Annotated in this window: 16 protein-coding genes; 2 read left to right on the top strand and 14 right to left on the bottom strand. The window is 52.6% G+C overall.

Features of this window, described 5'->3' with window-relative positions; all coding sequences use genetic code 11:
- Window position 1 precedes the first annotated feature (1 nt).
- From LKX83_RS23280 to LKX83_RS23225, 11 genes are all read right to left on the bottom strand, one after another.
- On the bottom strand, window positions 2-1,318 hold the full coding sequence (locus tag LKX83_RS23280) for an O-antigen ligase family protein (RefSeq protein WP_227885229.1): 1,317 nt from the start codon (window positions 1,316-1,318) through the stop codon (window positions 2-4).
- A gap of 5 nt (window positions 1,319-1,323) precedes the next feature.
- On the bottom strand, window positions 1,324-2,691 hold the full coding sequence (locus tag LKX83_RS23275) for a lipopolysaccharide biosynthesis protein (RefSeq protein WP_227885228.1): 1,368 nt from the start codon (window positions 2,689-2,691) through the stop codon (window positions 1,324-1,326).
- Window positions 2,688-3,248, bottom strand: coding sequence for a serine O-acetyltransferase EpsC (epsC, locus tag LKX83_RS34165; RefSeq protein ID WP_304518346.1), 561 nt, complete (start codon window positions 3,246-3,248; stop codon window positions 2,688-2,690). The genes LKX83_RS23275 and epsC overlap by 4 nt, the downstream gene beginning before the upstream one ends.
- Window positions 3,249-3,349: 101 nt before the next feature.
- Window positions 3,350-4,345 (bottom strand): GDP-mannose 4,6-dehydratase, encoded by a 996-nt coding sequence (gene gmd / locus LKX83_RS23260; protein WP_227885227.1) that lies wholly within the window; start codon window positions 4,343-4,345, stop codon window positions 3,350-3,352.
- Window positions 4,346-4,363: 18 nt separating this feature from the next.
- A complete protein-coding gene (locus tag LKX83_RS23255; protein WP_227885226.1) occupies window positions 4,364-5,311 on the bottom strand; it encodes a GDP-L-fucose synthase family protein in 948 nt (315 codons plus the stop codon).
- Window positions 5,312-5,334: 23 nt separating this feature from the next.
- Window positions 5,335-6,030, bottom strand: a complete 696-nt coding sequence (locus LKX83_RS23250) for a sugar transferase (RefSeq protein WP_227885225.1) — start codon at window positions 6,028-6,030, stop codon at window positions 5,335-5,337.
- Window positions 6,027-6,932 (bottom strand): UTP--glucose-1-phosphate uridylyltransferase GalU, encoded by a 906-nt coding sequence (gene galU, locus LKX83_RS23245; protein WP_227885224.1) that lies wholly within the window; start codon window positions 6,930-6,932, stop codon window positions 6,027-6,029. Before galU ends, LKX83_RS23250 begins: the two co-directional genes overlap by 4 nt.
- A 277-nt stretch (window positions 6,933-7,209) precedes the next feature.
- On the bottom strand, window positions 7,210-7,890 hold the full coding sequence (locus tag LKX83_RS23240) for a CpsD/CapB family tyrosine-protein kinase (protein WP_227885223.1): 681 nt from the start codon (window positions 7,888-7,890) through the stop codon (window positions 7,210-7,212).
- Window positions 7,868-8,617: a YveK family protein gene (locus LKX83_RS23235; protein ID WP_227885222.1), complete on the bottom strand. Its 750-nt coding sequence runs from the start codon at window positions 8,615-8,617 to the stop codon at window positions 7,868-7,870. Before LKX83_RS23235 ends, LKX83_RS23240 begins: the two co-directional genes overlap by 23 nt.
- Window positions 8,618-8,916: 299 nt before the next feature.
- Window positions 8,917-9,690: a tyrosine-protein phosphatase gene (locus LKX83_RS23230; RefSeq protein WP_227885221.1), complete on the bottom strand. Its 774-nt coding sequence runs from the start codon at window positions 9,688-9,690 to the stop codon at window positions 8,917-8,919.
- Complete coding sequence (locus tag LKX83_RS23225) at window positions 9,683-10,165, bottom strand: PilZ domain-containing protein (protein WP_227885220.1); 483 nt, start codon at window positions 10,163-10,165, stop codon at window positions 9,683-9,685. Before LKX83_RS23225 ends, LKX83_RS23230 begins: the two co-directional genes overlap by 8 nt.
- Window positions 10,166-10,421: 256 nt before the next feature.
- Here LKX83_RS23225 and LKX83_RS23220 point away from each other — a divergent pair, with 256 nt between their 5' ends.
- On the top strand, window positions 10,422-10,793 hold the full coding sequence (locus LKX83_RS23220) for a helix-turn-helix domain-containing protein (RefSeq protein ID WP_227885219.1): 372 nt from the start codon (window positions 10,422-10,424) through the stop codon (window positions 10,791-10,793).
- Window positions 10,794-10,829: 36 nt separating this feature from the next.
- Here LKX83_RS23220 and LKX83_RS23215 read toward each other — a convergent pair whose 3' ends face one another.
- From LKX83_RS23215 to gltB, 3 genes are all read right to left on the bottom strand, one after another.
- A complete protein-coding gene (locus LKX83_RS23215; protein WP_227885218.1) occupies window positions 10,830-11,402 on the bottom strand; it encodes a hypothetical protein in 573 nt (190 codons plus the stop codon).
- Between the two features lie 99 nt (window positions 11,403-11,501).
- Entirely contained in the window at window positions 11,502-11,702 is a 201-nt protein-coding gene (locus LKX83_RS34485) for a paeninodin family lasso peptide (RefSeq protein WP_370639118.1), read from the bottom strand.
- Window positions 11,703-12,123: 421 nt separating this feature from the next.
- Entirely contained in the window at window positions 12,124-16,728 is a 4,605-nt protein-coding gene (gltB, locus tag LKX83_RS23205) for a glutamate synthase large subunit (RefSeq protein ID WP_227885216.1), read from the bottom strand.
- Window positions 16,729-17,607: 879 nt separating this feature from the next.
- On the opposite strand from gltB, the gene LKX83_RS23200 reads away from it, so the two are divergent.
- Entirely contained in the window at window positions 17,608-17,922 is a 315-nt protein-coding gene (locus LKX83_RS23200) for a hypothetical protein (RefSeq protein WP_227885215.1), read from the top strand.
- Window positions 17,923-18,033 lie beyond the last annotated feature (111 nt).

Here is an 18,033-nt window from a genome sequence, read left to right as displayed (position 1 = left end):
ATTACCTCATTTTCACAGGTGAAGTCGATATGAATCTTGAACTGGAGCGCATAGGAGCCACAGATTTTTTTTCACTTCTTGCTACTCTTTGCACTTGGTAATAAGAAGAAACTAATACGCCGCAGAACAGATAAAAAGACTTATGCATCCATAGCGTAAAGCTAAACTGCATCTCGATGAGATTAAGAAGTACAACGGCGGCGATGACGTACGTGATGGGCGAACGATATGCACAGATTTTTAATATATACGCTATAGTGGCGATGTACAATGCAACCAAGCAGATCATTCCTACAATGCCGTTTTCGGCCATGATTTCTAGGAAAACGTTATGTGGATAGGCCAATTGGGAATGCTCTTCGAAATCCCCTGTACCAACGCCAAGGTAAGGATTATCATTAAACAATTTCCAGGCATCCGAGTAAGCTGACTGCCGGTTATTGATGGACTCCCCCTGGTCGTGGCTGGTTATTAACTCAAGATTTGAAGTAACTCGTTTCGTTAAGTCGGGATTTATATAATTGATAATCAATACGCCAAGCACCAGCAAAGGAATAAAGAGCATCACCTTCCCCCATTGTTTATGGTTGATCATGTAAATGGCAGACAGGAAAATGATGGAGATCCCTAAGGCAATGATCGTACCCCGCGTATTGGTATCGATAAAGATGAACAACAAGGTTCCAAAACTTATAATCTGCAGCACCCTGAGCCAAAATGACGATTTATGGAACAGAAACCAGCTGAAATTGATGAGTACCCCGATTGCGAGCAATAAACTAAATGGGATAGGAACGGCGGCTCCGAGTTTCAACCGTGCATATTCCATACCCCAGGATTGAATAAATGCGAATAGACCTAACACTAATGCTATAAGCCAAGTCATATTCAAAAAATTGCGAAGAGCGATCTGATAATGGGGATGTTTGGACAAATAAAGACGCGCAATAAAATAAAAGCTAATCCCAAGAGAATAATATTTCGCCGTTACCATCAGCGCTTTACCTTGCAACGGGGAGTAGAGTGAGCCAATTAGCAATATTCCGCCCATGGCAATGAATGCCAGATCAATAAACTTAAACGAATAGGTTTCGTTCTTTCGCAGCTTTTTGAATAAAATAATGGCAAAGACGATGAGAGGAATGATTACGCTAATTAAATCGTTATCCTGGACGACTTCTTTGGGGCCATACGAGTAATCCGGCGGCTCAAAGGCGGATTTAATTAGGAATGCTTGAATGGAGGCCGCAAGGCCTGCCTCTGACCTCCAAATGGTAATCCCCATGATCACTAAGCAAATAATCAACCTTATCAGCATGATACTTAACCCCTATTAGGTAATGTTCGAGGATGCAAATCTTGGCTGGATAACAAGCTTTTTTCACACCTCATGTGCCTCTCAATAAAATAGCAAGAGAAAAGCACCATTGGAAAACCTGCCATTTTCCCAATTGCTACCCCCGTAAGCCCGATCAGAGGAATCGCTATTGCCATCGTCCCCAATGTACAGAAAGAAATAAGGAAATTAATCACGGTGTTTGCTCTCACGAACCCCGTTCCATTTAGGTAATAATAGGGAATCACTCCGAATGCACCCAGTAACACTCCTACTATCAAGTACTGCATGAACTCATAATGCTGCGCTGCAAAGACAGGACTGATCCAAAGCGTCAAGATCTCTTTTGCGAACACAATGGTTACGGTACTTGCGATTACGATAAATGCACAACAAATCAGCAAGCTTCGATAATATACTTTCCGAATGGCGGTATAATTTTTCGTTTCATTCAACATGCTGAATTTAGCAAACAAATAACTTCCCGCAGCTGCAGGTATTTCATGTATCTTTGACACGATTTGCATGCAAATCGTGTAATATCCTAATACCGAAGGGCCTAGCAATCCGCCTACGACGAATTTATCCGCCTGCGTGTAAAGAGTGCTAATAATGGTTTGGGAGCCTGAATAAACTCCGTAATGAACGACTCTTTTAACAATCTCTTTATCAAAAAGCATTTTATACTCTAAGTAGGATGAAATTTTTTTTGCGAGCAATCCATTGATCAACATTAAGATGACAGAAGACAGCAACAAAGCATACATCATATAAGACAGATCGGAAAAGGTTACGGCGATAATTGTGAAAACAATGGAAGATAATAAATTTACTATAATGTTAACTTTGCTATTCAGGTCATACCTCTGTTTGGCCATATAAGAACCGGCAATTACACTATTGAGAATTCGAAAAGCGACAATCGCCCCGATTACGATTGACATGCTGAAAAGATGCGATTCTTTGGACTCGTCTAGAAATAATCCAAGAAATAAAGGACCTAATCCGACCGAAAGGCCTAAAACAACAATTGAAATCCAAAAGGTGATGGTGAGCGTGACTTTAAATAACCGATTAAAAGCAACTTGACTTTCCCGTGTGTCGGAGTAAAATTCTGCTCCAAGTTTGATCATTGCATTCCCTAATCCGAAATTAGAAACAGTCATCACTACAATGATGGAATTGATTAACACCCAGAATCCGTAATTTTCAGCTCCAAGATGTTTAAGCAGTATGGGTGTGGAGAAAAACAGCACGAATGGTGTAATCAGATACGACAATAAACTATAGCCCACATTATTAAGATCTCTGTTCTTTTTGACGAGGGACAGTCGTTTTTTTAATTTAGCGATCATGATAGCACCTGAAGTTCATATTCTTTTTTCTTATTTGGAATAACTTTGGCAGGAACACCAACGGCAACAGAGTGACTATTTACATCTTGAATAACTACCGCATTGGCCCCGATCTTTGCATAATCTCCAATATGTACGGCACCTAGAATTTTGGCGCCAGCTCCAATGGTTACATGGTTTCCAACGATAGGATATTTTGTTTTCCCTGTACTTGGTTGTTGATCCCCATACTTTTCGCCCAGCGTTACTTGATGCAGAAGGGTACAATTATCTCCAATGACTGCACCATGGCCTACAACGATCCCATTGGGATGTCTAATAATGAGTCCAGCTCCTATTTGAACACCGATTCCAAATTCGGCACCTGTCAAATATTGATTGAGATTCCGTGTGATTTTAGCTAAAAAATACAGATTATGTCTCGTGAAGAAAGTTTGTATCCTTAACAAGGCAACACATTGGACCGATACATCCAATAACAATAGCTTTAATGCTCGAAAAAAAGTAACTCTTTTTTGGATTAATCTTTCGATATCTTTTGTTAGGTATCGAAACATTTGAATGCCACCTTTCAGTACAGCAACGCTCCGTTGAAAGTTTTAGTTTGAAAAGAAAACAGTACTGGCCGCCCAGTACTGTTTTCTTTATATATAGTAGGTCAATTCACTAACGAAAAAGCGTGATGATATTGTTTTTCGGCGCTAACTCGTCTTAAATCCTCATCCACCATCATATGGATGAGCTCCCTAAACCCAACCTCTAGCTTCCAGCCCAACTTCTCTTTCGCTTTCGAGCAATCTCCCAGGAGAAGATCCACTTCAGCCGGACGGACAAACTCAGGATCGATTACGACATATTTTTCATAGTTAAGATCAACATACGAGAATGCAATCTCGAGCAGTTCTCGAACGGAATGCATCTCGCCCGTAGAAATGACAAAATCATCCGGCTGGTCCTGTTGCAGCATCAGCCACATTGCTTTTACATAATCACCTGCAAATCCCCAATCCCTCAAGGAATCGAGATTGCCCATCCGCAGTTCATTCTGCAATCCCAATTTAATGCGAGCGACGCCATCCGTTACTTTCCGCGTAACGAACTCAAGTCCCCGTCTTGGCGATTCGTGGTTGAACAAAATACCGGAGCAAGCAAACATATTGAAGCTTTCGCGATAATTGACCGTTATCCAATGCCCATATACTTTCGCAACTCCATAAGGACTGCGAGGATAAAACGGAGTCGATTCTTTTTGAGGAATTTCTACCACCTTGCCAAACATTTCGCTGCTCGATGCCTGGTAATATTTTGCCGTCGGCTTCACAATTCTGACCGCTTCAAGCATATTCGTTACCGAAATTGCCGTAAGCTGTCCCGTTGCCAACGGCTGTGGCCAAGACGCTGCAACGAACGATTGCGCGGCGAGATTGTAGACTTCATCGGGATTGGAGACTCGCACCGCTTCGATTAAGGAAGCCAAGTCGGTAAGATCTCCTGAAATCCATTTAATTTTGTCTTTTACTTTTTGGATGTTCTCGTAATTGGGCGTACTGGTGCGCCTGCGAAGTCCATAAACTTCATAACCTTTTTCCAACAAAAACTCCGCTAAATAGGAGCCATCCTGCCCTGTTACCCCTGTAATAAGTGCACGTTTCATATTCATACCTCCCGGTTATTATGCTCGAATCGTTTGGCTCATAATTTCATCTTTAAAAGCAGTGTAGGCAGAAATAATGCCCTCTTCGAGCGTAATTTTAGCCTTCCAGCCTAACTGATTGATCTTGGTGACATCCACGAGTTTACGCGGATGCCCATCGGGAATAGAAGTGTTATAAACAATTTCACCCGTGTATCCGATCGTGTTGCGGATGAACTCAGCCAGCTCTTTGATCGAAATATCATTTCCGACTCCTACGTTGACGATGTCGCTGCCCTCATAATTCCGCATAAGGAACACGCAGGCATCCGCCAAATCTTCCGAATGCAAAAATTCTCGTTTGGGATTCCCTGTCCCCCATACCTCTACAAAGGGAAGTCCGCGCTCTTTGGCTTCATGGAATTTACGAATCAATGCAGGCAACACATGCGAATTGTTCGAGTCGTAGTTGTCATTAGGACCGTACATATTGGTAGGCATCGCCGTGATGAATCTGGTTCCATATTGACGATTGTAAGATTGGCACATGTTAATGCCTGCAATTTTTGCTATGGCATAGGGTTGATTGGTCGGTTCAAGCTCGCCGGTAAGCAAATATTCTTCTTTGACAGGCTGCGGCGCAAACTTTGGATAGATACATGTAGAGCCAAGAAATAAAAGCTTTTTCACATTCGTCTTATACGCCACATCAATCACGTTCGTCTGGATTAACAGATTATCCCGAATAAAATCGGCCGGATATTCGTTGTTTGCAGCAATACCGCCCACTTTTGCAGCGGCGAGGAAAACATATTCGATTTGGTTTTGCAGGAAAAAGGTATTTACGGCGTTGTAATCTCTCAAATCGAGTTCCGAGGACGTCTTAAAAACCAGATTGGTGTACCCTTCTTCACGGAGCTTTCTTAAAATCGCCGATCCAGCCAATCCCTTATGTCCAGCTACATATATCCGTGCCTGTTTTTCCAAGTTATTTCCGCCTCTCTTGAATTTTAATAAGCGCCCTTCTTCAGCAGCACATGCCAGAACGTCAGGAAGATGATCTTGATGTCCAGCCAGAACGATTGGTTGTAGGCATAGTACAGCTCCAGATCCACCCGCTCGGGATAGCCGACGTTGCTCCGGCCGCTGACTTGCCAGTAGCCGGTCACGCCGGGCTTCACCGACAGGAAGTCCATCATCTTGTCGCCATATTCGAGCAGTTCGTCGCGCACGATCGGTCTCGGGCCGACCAGGCTCATCTGGCCTCGCAACACATTGATCAGCTGCGGCAACTCGTCGAGGCTGGACTTCCGCAAAAACCGGCCGAGCTTCGTAATCCGGGGATCCTCGTCCGGCTCCAGCTTGTAGTTGTTCTGGATATACTTGCGGTAGAGCTGGGGATCCGAGCGCAGCCGCTCCTCCGCATTCGTGACCATCGAGCGGAACTTCAGAATCTTGAACATCTTCATATGCTTGCCGATCCGATCCTGCTTGAATAGGATCGCGCCTTTGGGCTCCTGGATCTTCATCAGAATGACGATCAAGAGAAACAGCGGCGACAGCAGGAGGAGTCCCGCCAGGGAACCCGCGATATCGACCGTCCGTTTGGCGATCGCGAATCCGGAAATGCCTCCGGATTCGAACTCCAGCTGATGGCCGATCGTACTCTCGAGCTGGCTGCCGCTGCGCTTGAGGTCTACGCTCATTCGGTCTCACCCCGGGTCGAAACGAGCAGTCGTTGGTGCTTGCGCACGAGCTCCTCCAGCGCATGCATCAGGGGCGCGCTAAGCTCCCTATTCCGCAAACCGAACTCCAGCGTCGTCAGGATGAATCCAAGCTTTTCGCCGACGTCGTAGCGGGCGCCCTCAAAGCTGTAGGCATACACGCCCATGGACTCGTTCAGCTTTTGGATCGCGTCGGTCAGTTGAATTTCTCCGCCGGCCCCCACCGTCTGTTCGTCCAAATAATCGAAGATTTCCGGCGTTAAGACATATCTTCCGATAATCGCAAGATTCGACGGCGCTTGTCCGATCGGGGGCTTTTCCACCAGACGATGCACCTTACACAGTCTGCCAAAGGAATCGAGCGGATCGACGATTCCATAGCGGTTCGTCTCGTCGTAGGGGACGGTCTGCACGCCGAACACCGAGCGCCCGACCGCTTCGTACTGCTCGATCAGCTGCCTGGTGCACGGGACGTTTGCCTGCACGATATCGTCTCCCAGCAGTACGGCGAACGGCTCGTTGCCGATGAAGTTGCGCGCGCACCAGACGGCGTGGCCGAGACCTTTCGCTTCTTTTTGCCGGATATAATGGATGTCGACATGAGACGACTTGCGCACTTCCTTCAAAATCTCGTGCTTGCCCTTTTCGAGAAGATTGTGCTCCAACTCGAAGGCGATGTCGAAATGGTCCTCGATCGCGCGTTTGCCTTTGCCCGTGACGATGATGATGTCCTCGATGCCGGATTCGATCGCTTCCTCAACGATGTATTGAATGGTGGGCTTGTCGACGATCGGAAGCATTTCTTTGGGCATTGCTTTGGTTGCGGGCAGAAAACGGGTACCTAAGCCCGCTGCTGGGATAATTGCTTTGCGTACCTTTTTCATGTCGACCTCACATCCTATCCTGATTTTTTTCTCTACACTCCGTTTCTGGCGTTTTCATTGAACTAAAAAAACGAGCTACGTTTTTTAATCCGCATGTCAAGCCGCACAGGTTAAAAAACGTAGCTCGGCTTTTCAGTAGGAGGGCATTAAACCCAACCTCACGTCACACCCTTGACGATAAACGTCTAAGGTCGCCGACCCACAGCGTGACCGAGTGCCTACGGTGATAAAGGTGCAGTAGACATTACCTATACATGGGAAAAACAAGAACGATCGATTAATCGTAGTACTGCAAAGCCGCCTTTCGCTCGCTTCGGTTGATCCGGTTGAGGACGACGCCGATGAGCCGCGCGTTGACGTGTTCCAGGCTGGCTTTCGTCTTCCTGACCAGTTCCTTGTCGACCTTGCCGGCGTTCACGACCAGGATTACGCCGTCGCTAAGCGCGCTGACGACCAGACTGTCCGTCACGGCGAGCACCGGAGGAACGTCGAAGAAAATCATGTCGTAATGCTGCTTCAACTCCTCAATCAGCGACTGCATTCGTCGCGATGCGAGCAGCTCCGCGGGATTGGGCGGAATCGGGCCGCTCGTGAGCAGGGAGAGGGTATCGATCGTCGTATCGCGGACGACCTCTTGCCACTGGTTTTGGTTGGCCAGAATATTCGTAAGTCCGGCGTGATTGCTTTGGGAGAACACTTGATGAATGGAGGGCGACCGCAGATCGCAATCGATCAGGATGACTTTTTTCCCTTCTTGGGCGTAAGCCACCGCAAGGTTGCTGACGGTCGTCGTCTTCCCTTCGCCCTTGATGGCCGATGTCGCCATGATCGTCTTGAACGGCGTATCGATCGAAGAGAATTGGACGTTCGTCCGCAGCGTCTTATACACTTCGGAGATCGGGGAACTGGGATTGAGCAGCGAAATGACATTCCCTTTATTGGTTGACTGACGTAACATAAGCGCCTTCGCCCACCTTTTCGTTTTTTGTCGTTCTCGATCGTTTGCTGTCCGACTTTTTGATGCGAGTTACGCTGGCAAGAACGGGCAAGCCCAGGTCCTCCTCCAGTTCCGCTTCCGTCTTGTAGGTCTGATCCAGATAATCCAGGAGAAAGACAAGTCCGAGCGCGAGCATGATCGAGACGACGAATCCGATTAGGAGAGTCACGATGGGATTGGTGTTGATCGGGCTGCCCGAGGCGTTCTCCTCGGCTTGGTTGAGGATGGTGATGTTGTCGACTTTCATGATCGAAGGAATCTGATCTTTGAAGACGCTCGCGATGGCGTTCACCTTTTTGGCGGCTTCCCGGTACGAGGTATCCACATAAGTCAAGTTCATCACTTGGGAGTTGTTGGCGGAGGAGACGGAAATATTGCTTGCCATCTCCCGGGGAGAAGCCTTCAGATCGGGATACGTTTCGACGACTTTATTCAAGATCGCCGCCGATCTGATAATTTCCTTGTACGAGTTGATCAGCATGATATTGGTCTGGACGTCGCTATAGTTCACGGTCGCCGAGCCGCCGGATTTGGACACCTGATTGACGATGATTTTGGCGTTGGCCTGGTAGAGCGGCGTGGTGAAGACATAACTCTTTACGCCGACCAGCACGCAAACGACGACCACGATTAAAGCGATGAGCCAAAGCTTTTTGCGGATGATTTTCAGGTATTGTTTGAGCTCCACGATTCCATCCTCCAGTACGAACTTGAGTGATCTGCGCATCCTTTACACGCCTCGTTAGATACAATTTGTATCACTTATATCGTTCACTTTAAGATACGAATTGTATCGTGTCAATACTTTTCATCACAATTTCATGTACGAATCGCAGATGAAACCGCTGTCTAATTTTGTAAGCGATACCGCGAACCTTCCCGACTTGTCCGGAACGATGGAAAACGACCTTTGCACGCGCGTTGCGTTGCAAAGGCCGCTGCCGATGTGATTCAAAACCGGCTTTCGCAAAAGCCTCGTCCCGTTCCTTACACTGAAAAAAACTGCAGCCAGCGGCGTTTCGGATGGGGGTTTGCCGGAACGCCGGCAATGAGCGATTTTCCGTTGACGGCCAGCATCGCGTTCCGCTTGAACCGATCGGCCGTCTCCGTTCCGCACCACTCCTCCAGAAGCTGGAAGCCTTCCCGCAGACGGAATCCTCTCTTGCTCAAGTCATGGGCGTCCGAAGCCAACAAATGCGCCCAGTTGCGGACGGCGATCAAGCGGGCGGTGCGCTGGACGTCGGATCCGAATTGTCCGACCAACGATCCGGCTGTCAATTGCATGTACACGCCTTCGTTGACCAGCTTGTAGATATGCGAAGGGTTCTCGATAAAGGGGGCGAACCTTTCCGGATGCACGATCACGGGAAGGATGTTCATGTCTTTGAGGAACCGAATAGACGCTTGCAGATTTCTGGGGGATAGTCGGGACGACAGTTCGATGAGCAGGTATCGCGTATGGCCGATCGTCTGCAGCTCCTGCGACGCGTAATCGTCCCGGAGGGCGGAAGTAAGATGATATTCCTGACCCGGAACGACATGGATCGGAATGCCGGCTTCACGCAACCGTTCGTTCATTCGCTGGACGAGATAAGCGATTTGGCCGGCACCGTTATAGTAATTGCCTTTGCGATGATGCGGCGTGGCGACGATAGTGGTAATGCCTTGGGCGCTCGCCCGCTTGGCGAGCTCCAGCGCTTGATGCCAGTTGCCGGGACCATCGTCGCACATCGGCAAAATATGGCAGTGGGTGTCAATCATCCTGGATCACCTTGAGCATAAACTCGCCGGTACCGAACGCCTGAACGTCGTAAGCCCTGCCGTACATCTCGTGAAACTTGGACGTCTGCGGGTACATGCGCAGCAGCCGCCGATTCAGCGCCCGGATGATCTTCGACCGCATGTACGACTCTTCGGGGTCAGCCTCCACCCCGTAGCTCCACCATTGGTCCTGGTTCATTTGACTCCATCGAATCTCGCCGCGGACATCCAGATCGGTACCTTCGAGCCGGAATCTCAGCGAAACTTGCCAGCGAACCTCCGATTTGAGATGCAGAGGTGTCATAAATCGCAATCCTCCGGGACTAAGATTAGTAACGAGAACTTTGCACGTGTTGGAGGTTACGATCCGATCGTCGACGCGCAGCAGATTCATCTCGGCGATAACGCCCTCGTGCAGTTCCGTGCGCACGTATTTCCGTGATGAGCCTTCGTGGAGGTCGTCCATCTTGTCCATAGGGAATCCCCTCTTATGATACTCATTGTATCGTTTCGCTTCTTCAGATTATATACATTACGTATCATTGTCAATACAAAAACTTCCTGTATCGACACAATTCTAAGCAAATCTAAGCTTTTATGGATATAAGCGTATCTTTTAGCCTATACTGAGGATCGGAAATCCATACTAAAATGCGACGTTTCGTCGCAATCAATGCATTTAAAGCGTATCCATATTAAAATTGAACTAAAAAGAATGGGGGGAAATCACGATGAACATCGGCAGCCGTATCGCACTCCTAAGAGAGCAGCGCGGATGGACGCAAGAACAGCTGTCAGCATCTCTTGGCATCTCGCGAGCGGCTTTGTCCCATTACGAAAAAAATCGAAGGGAACCCGATACGGAGACCTTGTCCAAGGTCGCGGATATTTTCGGGGTAACGTTGGATTACCTGGTAGGGAGGACGCACTCGCCGACGGCCACGCTCGATGAAGATGTCCGGCATTTTGTGGAACAGCTGGAACTGTCGGACGCGGAGCTGTTGGAGCGGTTTGCGCTAACGATCGACGGGCGCAAGCTGACGCCGGAGGAGGCCAGGAGATTTATCGCCTTCATTCGCGCAGACCGCGCGATGGGCACTTGATACGGGCGATTGGCGCCTGCAGGCGGCCAATCGCTCTTATTGTTGTTGCGGCTGACGCCGAATCCACTTCCGTTCCAGCTCCGGCACGAAGCTTTCCATATGAAACAAGACCGGGATCAACTCCGTCGTGTCGCATGGCAGCGGGTTGCCGCGCTGTTCCAGATGAAGTCCGAAAGAAATCCGCAGCATCCGGTAAAACTTCTTCTCGATCAGCGCCAGGTAATACTTGGGCCGGTAGCGCACGGCATGCTCGAAGAATATCGCCGCGAACGCCTCGAAATATCCTTTCCTCTGATAGTCCTCATGAATGCACAGCTTGTCGATCTCCCAAGTCCGCTCTTGGTGCTGGCGAACGTCTTCATACTCCGAAAATCGGCATTTGTGCGGTCCCTCGACCGTACTGTACGGATTCGACGGATCGTAAGGAATGAATTCGATCGTTCCGATCACCTTTCGTCGGCTCCACAGCGAAACGCGAGGACGGATCAAATGATACCGGATGCCGTTGGCGGCGTAGGGATCGTTGTACCAATTGTTTTTCTGGCAAAAGTATTCCCAAGTCCGTCGAAATTGCTTTTGCTGGCGTGGCGTACGGACCAGCTCGTACAAGGCTCGTCAGCTCCTTTTGGAAAACAAGAAGTCCTTACCTTCTGTATCGAGAGATAAGGACTTCCCGTTTGAATGAAGCGCTTCCAGTTTAGACCGGTCCTACGAATCCGTACCACCCGGATCCGGAGTAGGAGTCGGGTGCGGATGCGGGTGATGAGGCGGCCAATTGTGGCCAGGACCCTTCATCGTCATACTCACGTCGAGCACTTCCAACGCCGGAGCTTCCCATTCCTTCTTCAACACGTTCACCACCCGTCGACAGGACTGATATTCCCACCTCGATGATACAATATGTATCATATCGGCTAGTCATAGGTTATCATACCCATGTATCCCTGTCAAAAGGTTTATTTCTAGTCTCGGAGATCCGGCTTGAGATTCATAGGGGCGTTATGTACATCCGGCTTTTTGAGCGCTGCCAGACCTGATTCTTTGTCTAAGCCCAGCTGATCCAGAATTTTGACGATATCGATTTCCAGTACCGATTGATCTCGAAAAGAACCATTCCCCTTGCCCCTCACCATTCCCACTCCAACCCTCTCTCTCAAAGATACCAAAATTATAAATGATTGGTAGCAAGAAGGATGTCGGATCATAGGGACGAACCGGTACTATTTATTCATTATTTTTGTCATTTTATCCCGAAATAGCCAGAAGCCATATAAAAACCGAACATCCCCCTCCCCTACTCGGGATGGAATGTTCGGTTTTAGTAAAAATGTTAGTTGCCGCCTACGCGGGACAGATCGCGCATGTTGGCTTCGAAGGCGGCCAGCAGCGCTTGTTCGCCGCTCAGGCCTTGCTGCTTGACCTTCTCGATCTGCTCCATCATCCGCTTGTAATCCTTCGGAATGACCTTGACGAATTTCGGGAGGAACGATTCCCACTCGCGCAGGACGCGCTCGCCAAGCTCCGAGTCGGTGTAGCGCACGTGATTCTCGATCAGAGCGCGAACTTCCGCGATCTCCTTCTCGTCCTCCAGCGTCTCCAAGGCGACCATTTCGAAGTTGCAGCGGTTCACGAAGTCTCCGTTCCAGTCGACGACGTAGGCGATACCGCCCGACATGCCCGCTGCGAAATTGCGGCCCGTCTTGCCGAGGACGACGACGCGCCCGCCCGTCATATACTCGCAGCCGTGGTCGCCCACGCCTTCGACGACGACGTTCGCGCCGCTATTGCGGACGGCGAACCGCTCGCCCGCGACGCCGCGGATGTAAACTTCCCCGCTCGTCGCGCCATACAGCGCCGTGTTGCCGGCGATGATGTTGTCCTCCGCCTTGAACGTCGCCTTCGGCGACGGGAACACGGCAAGCTTGCCGCCCGAGAGGCCTTTGCCGATGTAGTCGTTGGCGTCGCCCTCAAGCGTGAGCGTCATCCCCTTCGGCACGAATGCGCCGAAGCTTTGGCCGGCCGTACCGACGAAGTGGAAGTTGATCGTGTCCTCCGGCAGTCCGTCTTTGCCGTAGCGGGTCGTCACTTCGTGGCCGACGATCGTGCCGACGACCCGGTTCGTGTTTTTGATCGGGAACGTGCCGCGCACGCGCTCTCTGCTTTCCAGGGCCGGCGCCGCCGCCTGCAGCAGCTGCTGCATGTCGAGGGACTCTTCGAGGCCGTGGTTTTGCTTTTTCGTATTGTAGCGGAACGAGCCTTCCGGCAGCTCCGGCATATGCAGCAGGTCCGTCAGATCGACGCCTTGCGCCTTGAAGTGGCTGATCGCCTTCTTCGTGTCGAGGCGGTCCGTGCGGCCGACCATCTCTTCGATGGTGCGGAAGCCGAGGTGCGCCATGATCTCGCGCAGCTCCTGCGCCAGGAAGCGCATGTAGTTGACGACGTATTCCGGATCGCCCATGAACTTCTTGCGCAGCTCCGGATTTTGCGTCGCAACGCCGACCGGGCACGTGTCCAGCTGACAGACGCGCATCATGATGCAGCCGAGCACGACGAGCGGAGCGGTCGAGAAGCCGTACTCTTCGGCGCCGAGCAGGGCGGCGATCGCGATGTCGCGGCCGGTCATCATCTTGCCGTCCGTCTCCACGACGACGCGGTCGCGCAGGTTGTTCAGGATGAGCGTCTGGTGCGTCTCCGCGAGGCCCAGCTCCCACGGCAAGCCCGCATGGCGAATCGAGCCGATCGGGGAAGCCCCGGTGCCGCCGTCGTAGCCGCTGACGAGGATAACGTCCGCGCGGCCTTTGGCGACGCCCGCCGCGATCGTGCCGACGCCGACTTCGGAGACGAGCTTGACGTTGATCCGCGCGCGCGGGTTCGCGTTCTTCAGATCGTGGATCAGCTCCGCCAAGTCCTCGATCGAGTAGATGTCATGGTGCGGCGGCGGCGAGATCAGTCCGACGCCCGGCGTCGTGCCGCGAACCTCGGCGACCCAAGGGTACACCTTGCGGCCCATCAGCTGTCCGCCTTCGCCCGGCTTCGCGCCCTGCGCCATCTTGATCTGGATCTCGTCGGCGTTGGACAGGTAGTAGCTCGTGACGCCGAAGCGGCCCGATGCGACCTGCTTGATCGCGCTGCGGCGGGAGTCGCCGTTCGCGTCAGGCACGAACCGCGCCGGATCCTCGCCGCCTTCGCCGGAGTTCGACTTGCCGCCGATCCGGTTCATCGCGATGGCGAGCGATTCGTGCGCTTCCTTGCTGATCGAGCCGAACGACATCGCGCCCGACTTGAACCGCTTGAAGATCGACTCGACCGGCTCGACCTCCTCGAGCGGCACCGGCGGCTGGTCGAACTTGAAGTCGAACAGCGAACGGAGCGTGCGGATCTCTTCGAATTCGCCCTGCACAAGCGTCGAGAACTTCTTGTAAAGGTTGTAGTCGTTCGAACGGGTCGCCATCTGCAGCGTATGGATCGTCTTCGGATTGAACAGATGGTCTTCGCCGTCTTTGCGCCATTGGTAGTCGCCGCCGGAATCCAGCTCGCGCACGGCTCCTTCTTGCTTTTCGAAGGCGCGGTGATGCGACTTCAGCGTCTCTTCGGCGATCGTGTCCAGACCAACGCCGCCGATCCGGGACGGGGTCCAGGTGAAGTATTGCTCGATCAGATCGGTACGCAGGCCGATCGCTTCGAAAATTTGCGCGCCGCGGTACGATTGGATCGTCGAGATGCCCATCTTGGACAGCACCTTGACGACGCCTTTGTTTGCGGCTTTGAGGTAGTTCTTGACCGCTTTCTCATGCGAGATGTTGCGGAGCATGCCCTGGCGGATCAGGTCGTCGAGCGTCTCGAACGCGAGGTACGGGTTCACCGCGCTCACGCCGTAGCCGAGCAGCAGGGCGAAGTGGTGCACTTCGCGCGGCTCGCCGGACTCGAGCAGGATGCTGACCTTCGTTCGCGTGCCCTGCCGGATCAGATGGTGATGCAGCGCGGAGACGGCGAGAAGCGACGGGATCGCGGCGTTGTCCGCGTCGACGCCCCGGTCGGACAGGATCAGAATATTATGGCCGTGCCGCATGACGCGGTCAGCGGCTTCGCACAGCGTCTGCAGCGCCTGGCGCAGGCCTTCTTCGCCCTCGGACGACGGGAAGAAGATCGGCAGCGTGATCGACTTGAAGCCCGGACGGTGCACGTGGCGGAGCTTCGCGAAGTCCTCGTTGGATACGATCGGCGACACGAGACGGATATGGCGGCAGCTCTCCGGCTCCGGATTCAGCAGGTTGCGCTCCGGGCCGATGGACGTGTACGTGGAGGTGATGATCTCCTCGCGGATGGCGTCGATCGGCGGGTTCGTGACTTGCGCGAACAGCTGCTTGAAGTAGTTGAACAAGCGCTGCGGTCGATCGGACAGCACCGCGAGCGGCGCATCGTAGCCCATCGAAGCGAGCGGCTCGACGCCTGCGCTCGCCATCGGCTCGATGATTTTGCGGACATCCTCGAACGAGTAGCCGAACGCGAGCTGGCGCTTTTGGACCGTCGCATGGTCCGGCTCCGGCAGCTCGGTCGCCTCCGGCAGATCGTCCAGGTCGACGAGATGGTCGTCCAGCCATTCGCGGTACGGATGCTCCGTGACGATGGACTTCTTCAGCTCCTCGTCGGAGATGATGCGGCCTTCCTTGGTGTCGACCATCAGCATGCGGCCCGGACGCAGGCGGTCCTTCAGCACGATGTCTTCCGGCGGAATCTCGATGACGCCGGCCTCGGAAGCCATGATGATGAGGTCGTCCTTGGTCACGTAGTAGCGGGCCGGACGCAGGCCGTTGCGGTCGAGCACGGCGCCGATCTGCACGCCGTCGGTGAAGCCCATGGCGGCCGGGCCGTCCCACGGCTCCATCAGCGTGCTGTGATATTCGTAGAACGCGCGCTTGTCGTCGTCCATGTGCTCGTCGTTCTGCCAAGGCTCCGGCACCATCATCATCGCGCAGTGCGCAAGCGGGCGTCCGGCGAGGTACATGAACTCGAACGTATTGTCGAACTTGCCTGTGTCGGACCCGTCGGGGTTGATGACCGGCTTGACCTTCTCGAGGTCGTCGCCGAACAGCTCGGACTCGAACAGCGTCTGGCGGGCGTGCATCCAGTTCTCGTTGCCGCGCAGCGTATTGATCTCGCCGTTGTGAATGAGATAATGGAAAGGATGTGCGCGTTCCCAGCTCGGGAACGTGTTGGTGGAGAACCGCGAGTGGACGAGCGCGATGGCCGTCACGAGCTCGGGGTCGTGAAGTTCCGTATAGAAGCTGCCGACTTGCTCGGTCGTCAGCATCCCTTTGTAGATGATCTTCTTGCTCGAAAGGCTTGGGAAGTAGAACATTTCGCCGTCCGGGATGCCGGCGTAGCGAATCGCCTTTTCCGCGCGCTTGCGAATGACGTACAGCTTGCGCTCGTAGGCGAGGTCGTCCGCGAGCCCCTCTGCGCGCGAGATGAACGCCTGACGAACGAAAGGCTTGACGCGCTTTGCGGAGACGCCGAGCTTCTCGTCGTTGGTCGGCACCGTGCGCCAACCGATGACGGACAGCCCTTCCTCGGCGACGATGCCGGAGAAGATCTCCTCGTGCTTGGCGCGGTTCGCCTCATCTTGGGTCAGGAACACCATGCCGACGGCATATTGCCCCTCTTCCGGCAGCGCGAAGCCCAGCTTCTCCGCTTCCTTCGAGAAGAACGCGTGGGGAATCTGCAGCAGGATGCCTGCGCCGTCGCCGGAGTTCGGCTCGCTGCCTTGCCCGCCGCGATGCTCCATGTTAATGAGCAGGCTGAGGGCTTGCTCGATGATGTCGTGCGACTTGCGGCCTTTGATGTGGGCGACAAATCCCATCCCGCAGGCGTCCCGCTCGTATTGCGGATCGTAAAGACCCTGCTTCGGGGGCAATCCGTTCAAGGTTTCTTTCATTGAAGCGCAACCTTTCTATAAGAAAAATGTGGTTATCGATGAGCTTGGGGACGACGGTCGGCCATCGTCGGGCGGATGCGACTGGGTCCGAGATCCGGTACCCTAAGGGAAATGAAAGAAAGGGACATCATCGTCTGTACGGCGAGGAATGAACCGATGGTGCGAGAGACCGGCGGAAATTCCGTCGAAAACTAATAATTATTCATTCAAATTATTATATCATTTTAACACCATCGCGCGTTTTATGGCAATTTAATATTTTTATGGAGCCGATAATGATTGTTTTGCTTTAGCGCGGCTACGCGTTAGACGAGCTTAGGAACGTTTTCCGTTCTCTTTACGCCTTCCGTACCGGCTTTCCGTGTCGCGGCGCTGCGCCCCATGCATCTCGATCATGCGCCGAGTACAGCCTGCATTCGGCGCAGCATGCCCCGGAACGCAGTCCCGCTCCGGCTTGGCCGGAAGCCGCGAGTACAGACCCGCGAAGACGGCTGCAGCGAGATCGAAAAACCGGCTTATCGCCCGCCAGTGCGGTCGGGTCCGCTCGCTCCGATCGAAGCGTTCGGTCCCCTTCGACGCCGATCCCGCCGAGCTCGCCCCCGCGTTCGATCGAAGCCTCGGAACCCGATCGGCGGGCAACGATTCGTCTTGTGCGCCGGCCGGATGCTTCCGGAGCAAGCCGCCCCGAGGCGGATCGGCCGCGGGAGAAACGGCAGCCGTTTCGCCGAAAAGGTGAATAATTATGCACAATTCTGCAAACGCGCGATCCTTGATTCCAACTATTGCGTAGCATGCCCAGTTTTGGGTTCGATCGCTTTTAGGATTAGGCATTCGGAAGGTCTTGTGCTAACATAATAGGTAATCCCTTTATACTCAGGAGTGAACGAACTGAAAAAAAATAAGCCCCTCTCATTCGAAGCGCTGCTGCAAGAACTTCAAGGCAAGAGCGCTAACGAGAACGATCCACAGCAAGTAACCTTGGAAGCCTTGTTTCCGGCGTCCTTCCTGACCAAGCACTCGTCCTTCGACAGCTTCCAGGCATTTCTAGCAAAGGGCAACTTCACGGCGCGTACGCTCGACGAGGTCCGCGACATTGCCGGCGAGCTCCTGGACCGCCACGTGAAGAGAGAAACGGACTTCGAGAATTGGCAGGACATGCTGGATCAAGCCAACAAAGAACACAGCATCGCCTAAACAAGGCCTCAAGCGCGCTTGAACCTATAGACAATTTTGGCGGAATAGCGGGAGCACGGGGGAATAAGGAACATTTTGTTCCCTATTTCAGCGGAGTACCGGGAGCGCGGG

Source organism: Cohnella baijiui, assembly GCF_020731285.1.
Lineage (GTDB): Bacteria > Bacillota > Bacilli > Paenibacillales > Paenibacillaceae > Cohnella.
Note: the sequence above shows the minus strand (reverse complement) of the source record. Positions and strands in the feature narration are given on the sequence as shown.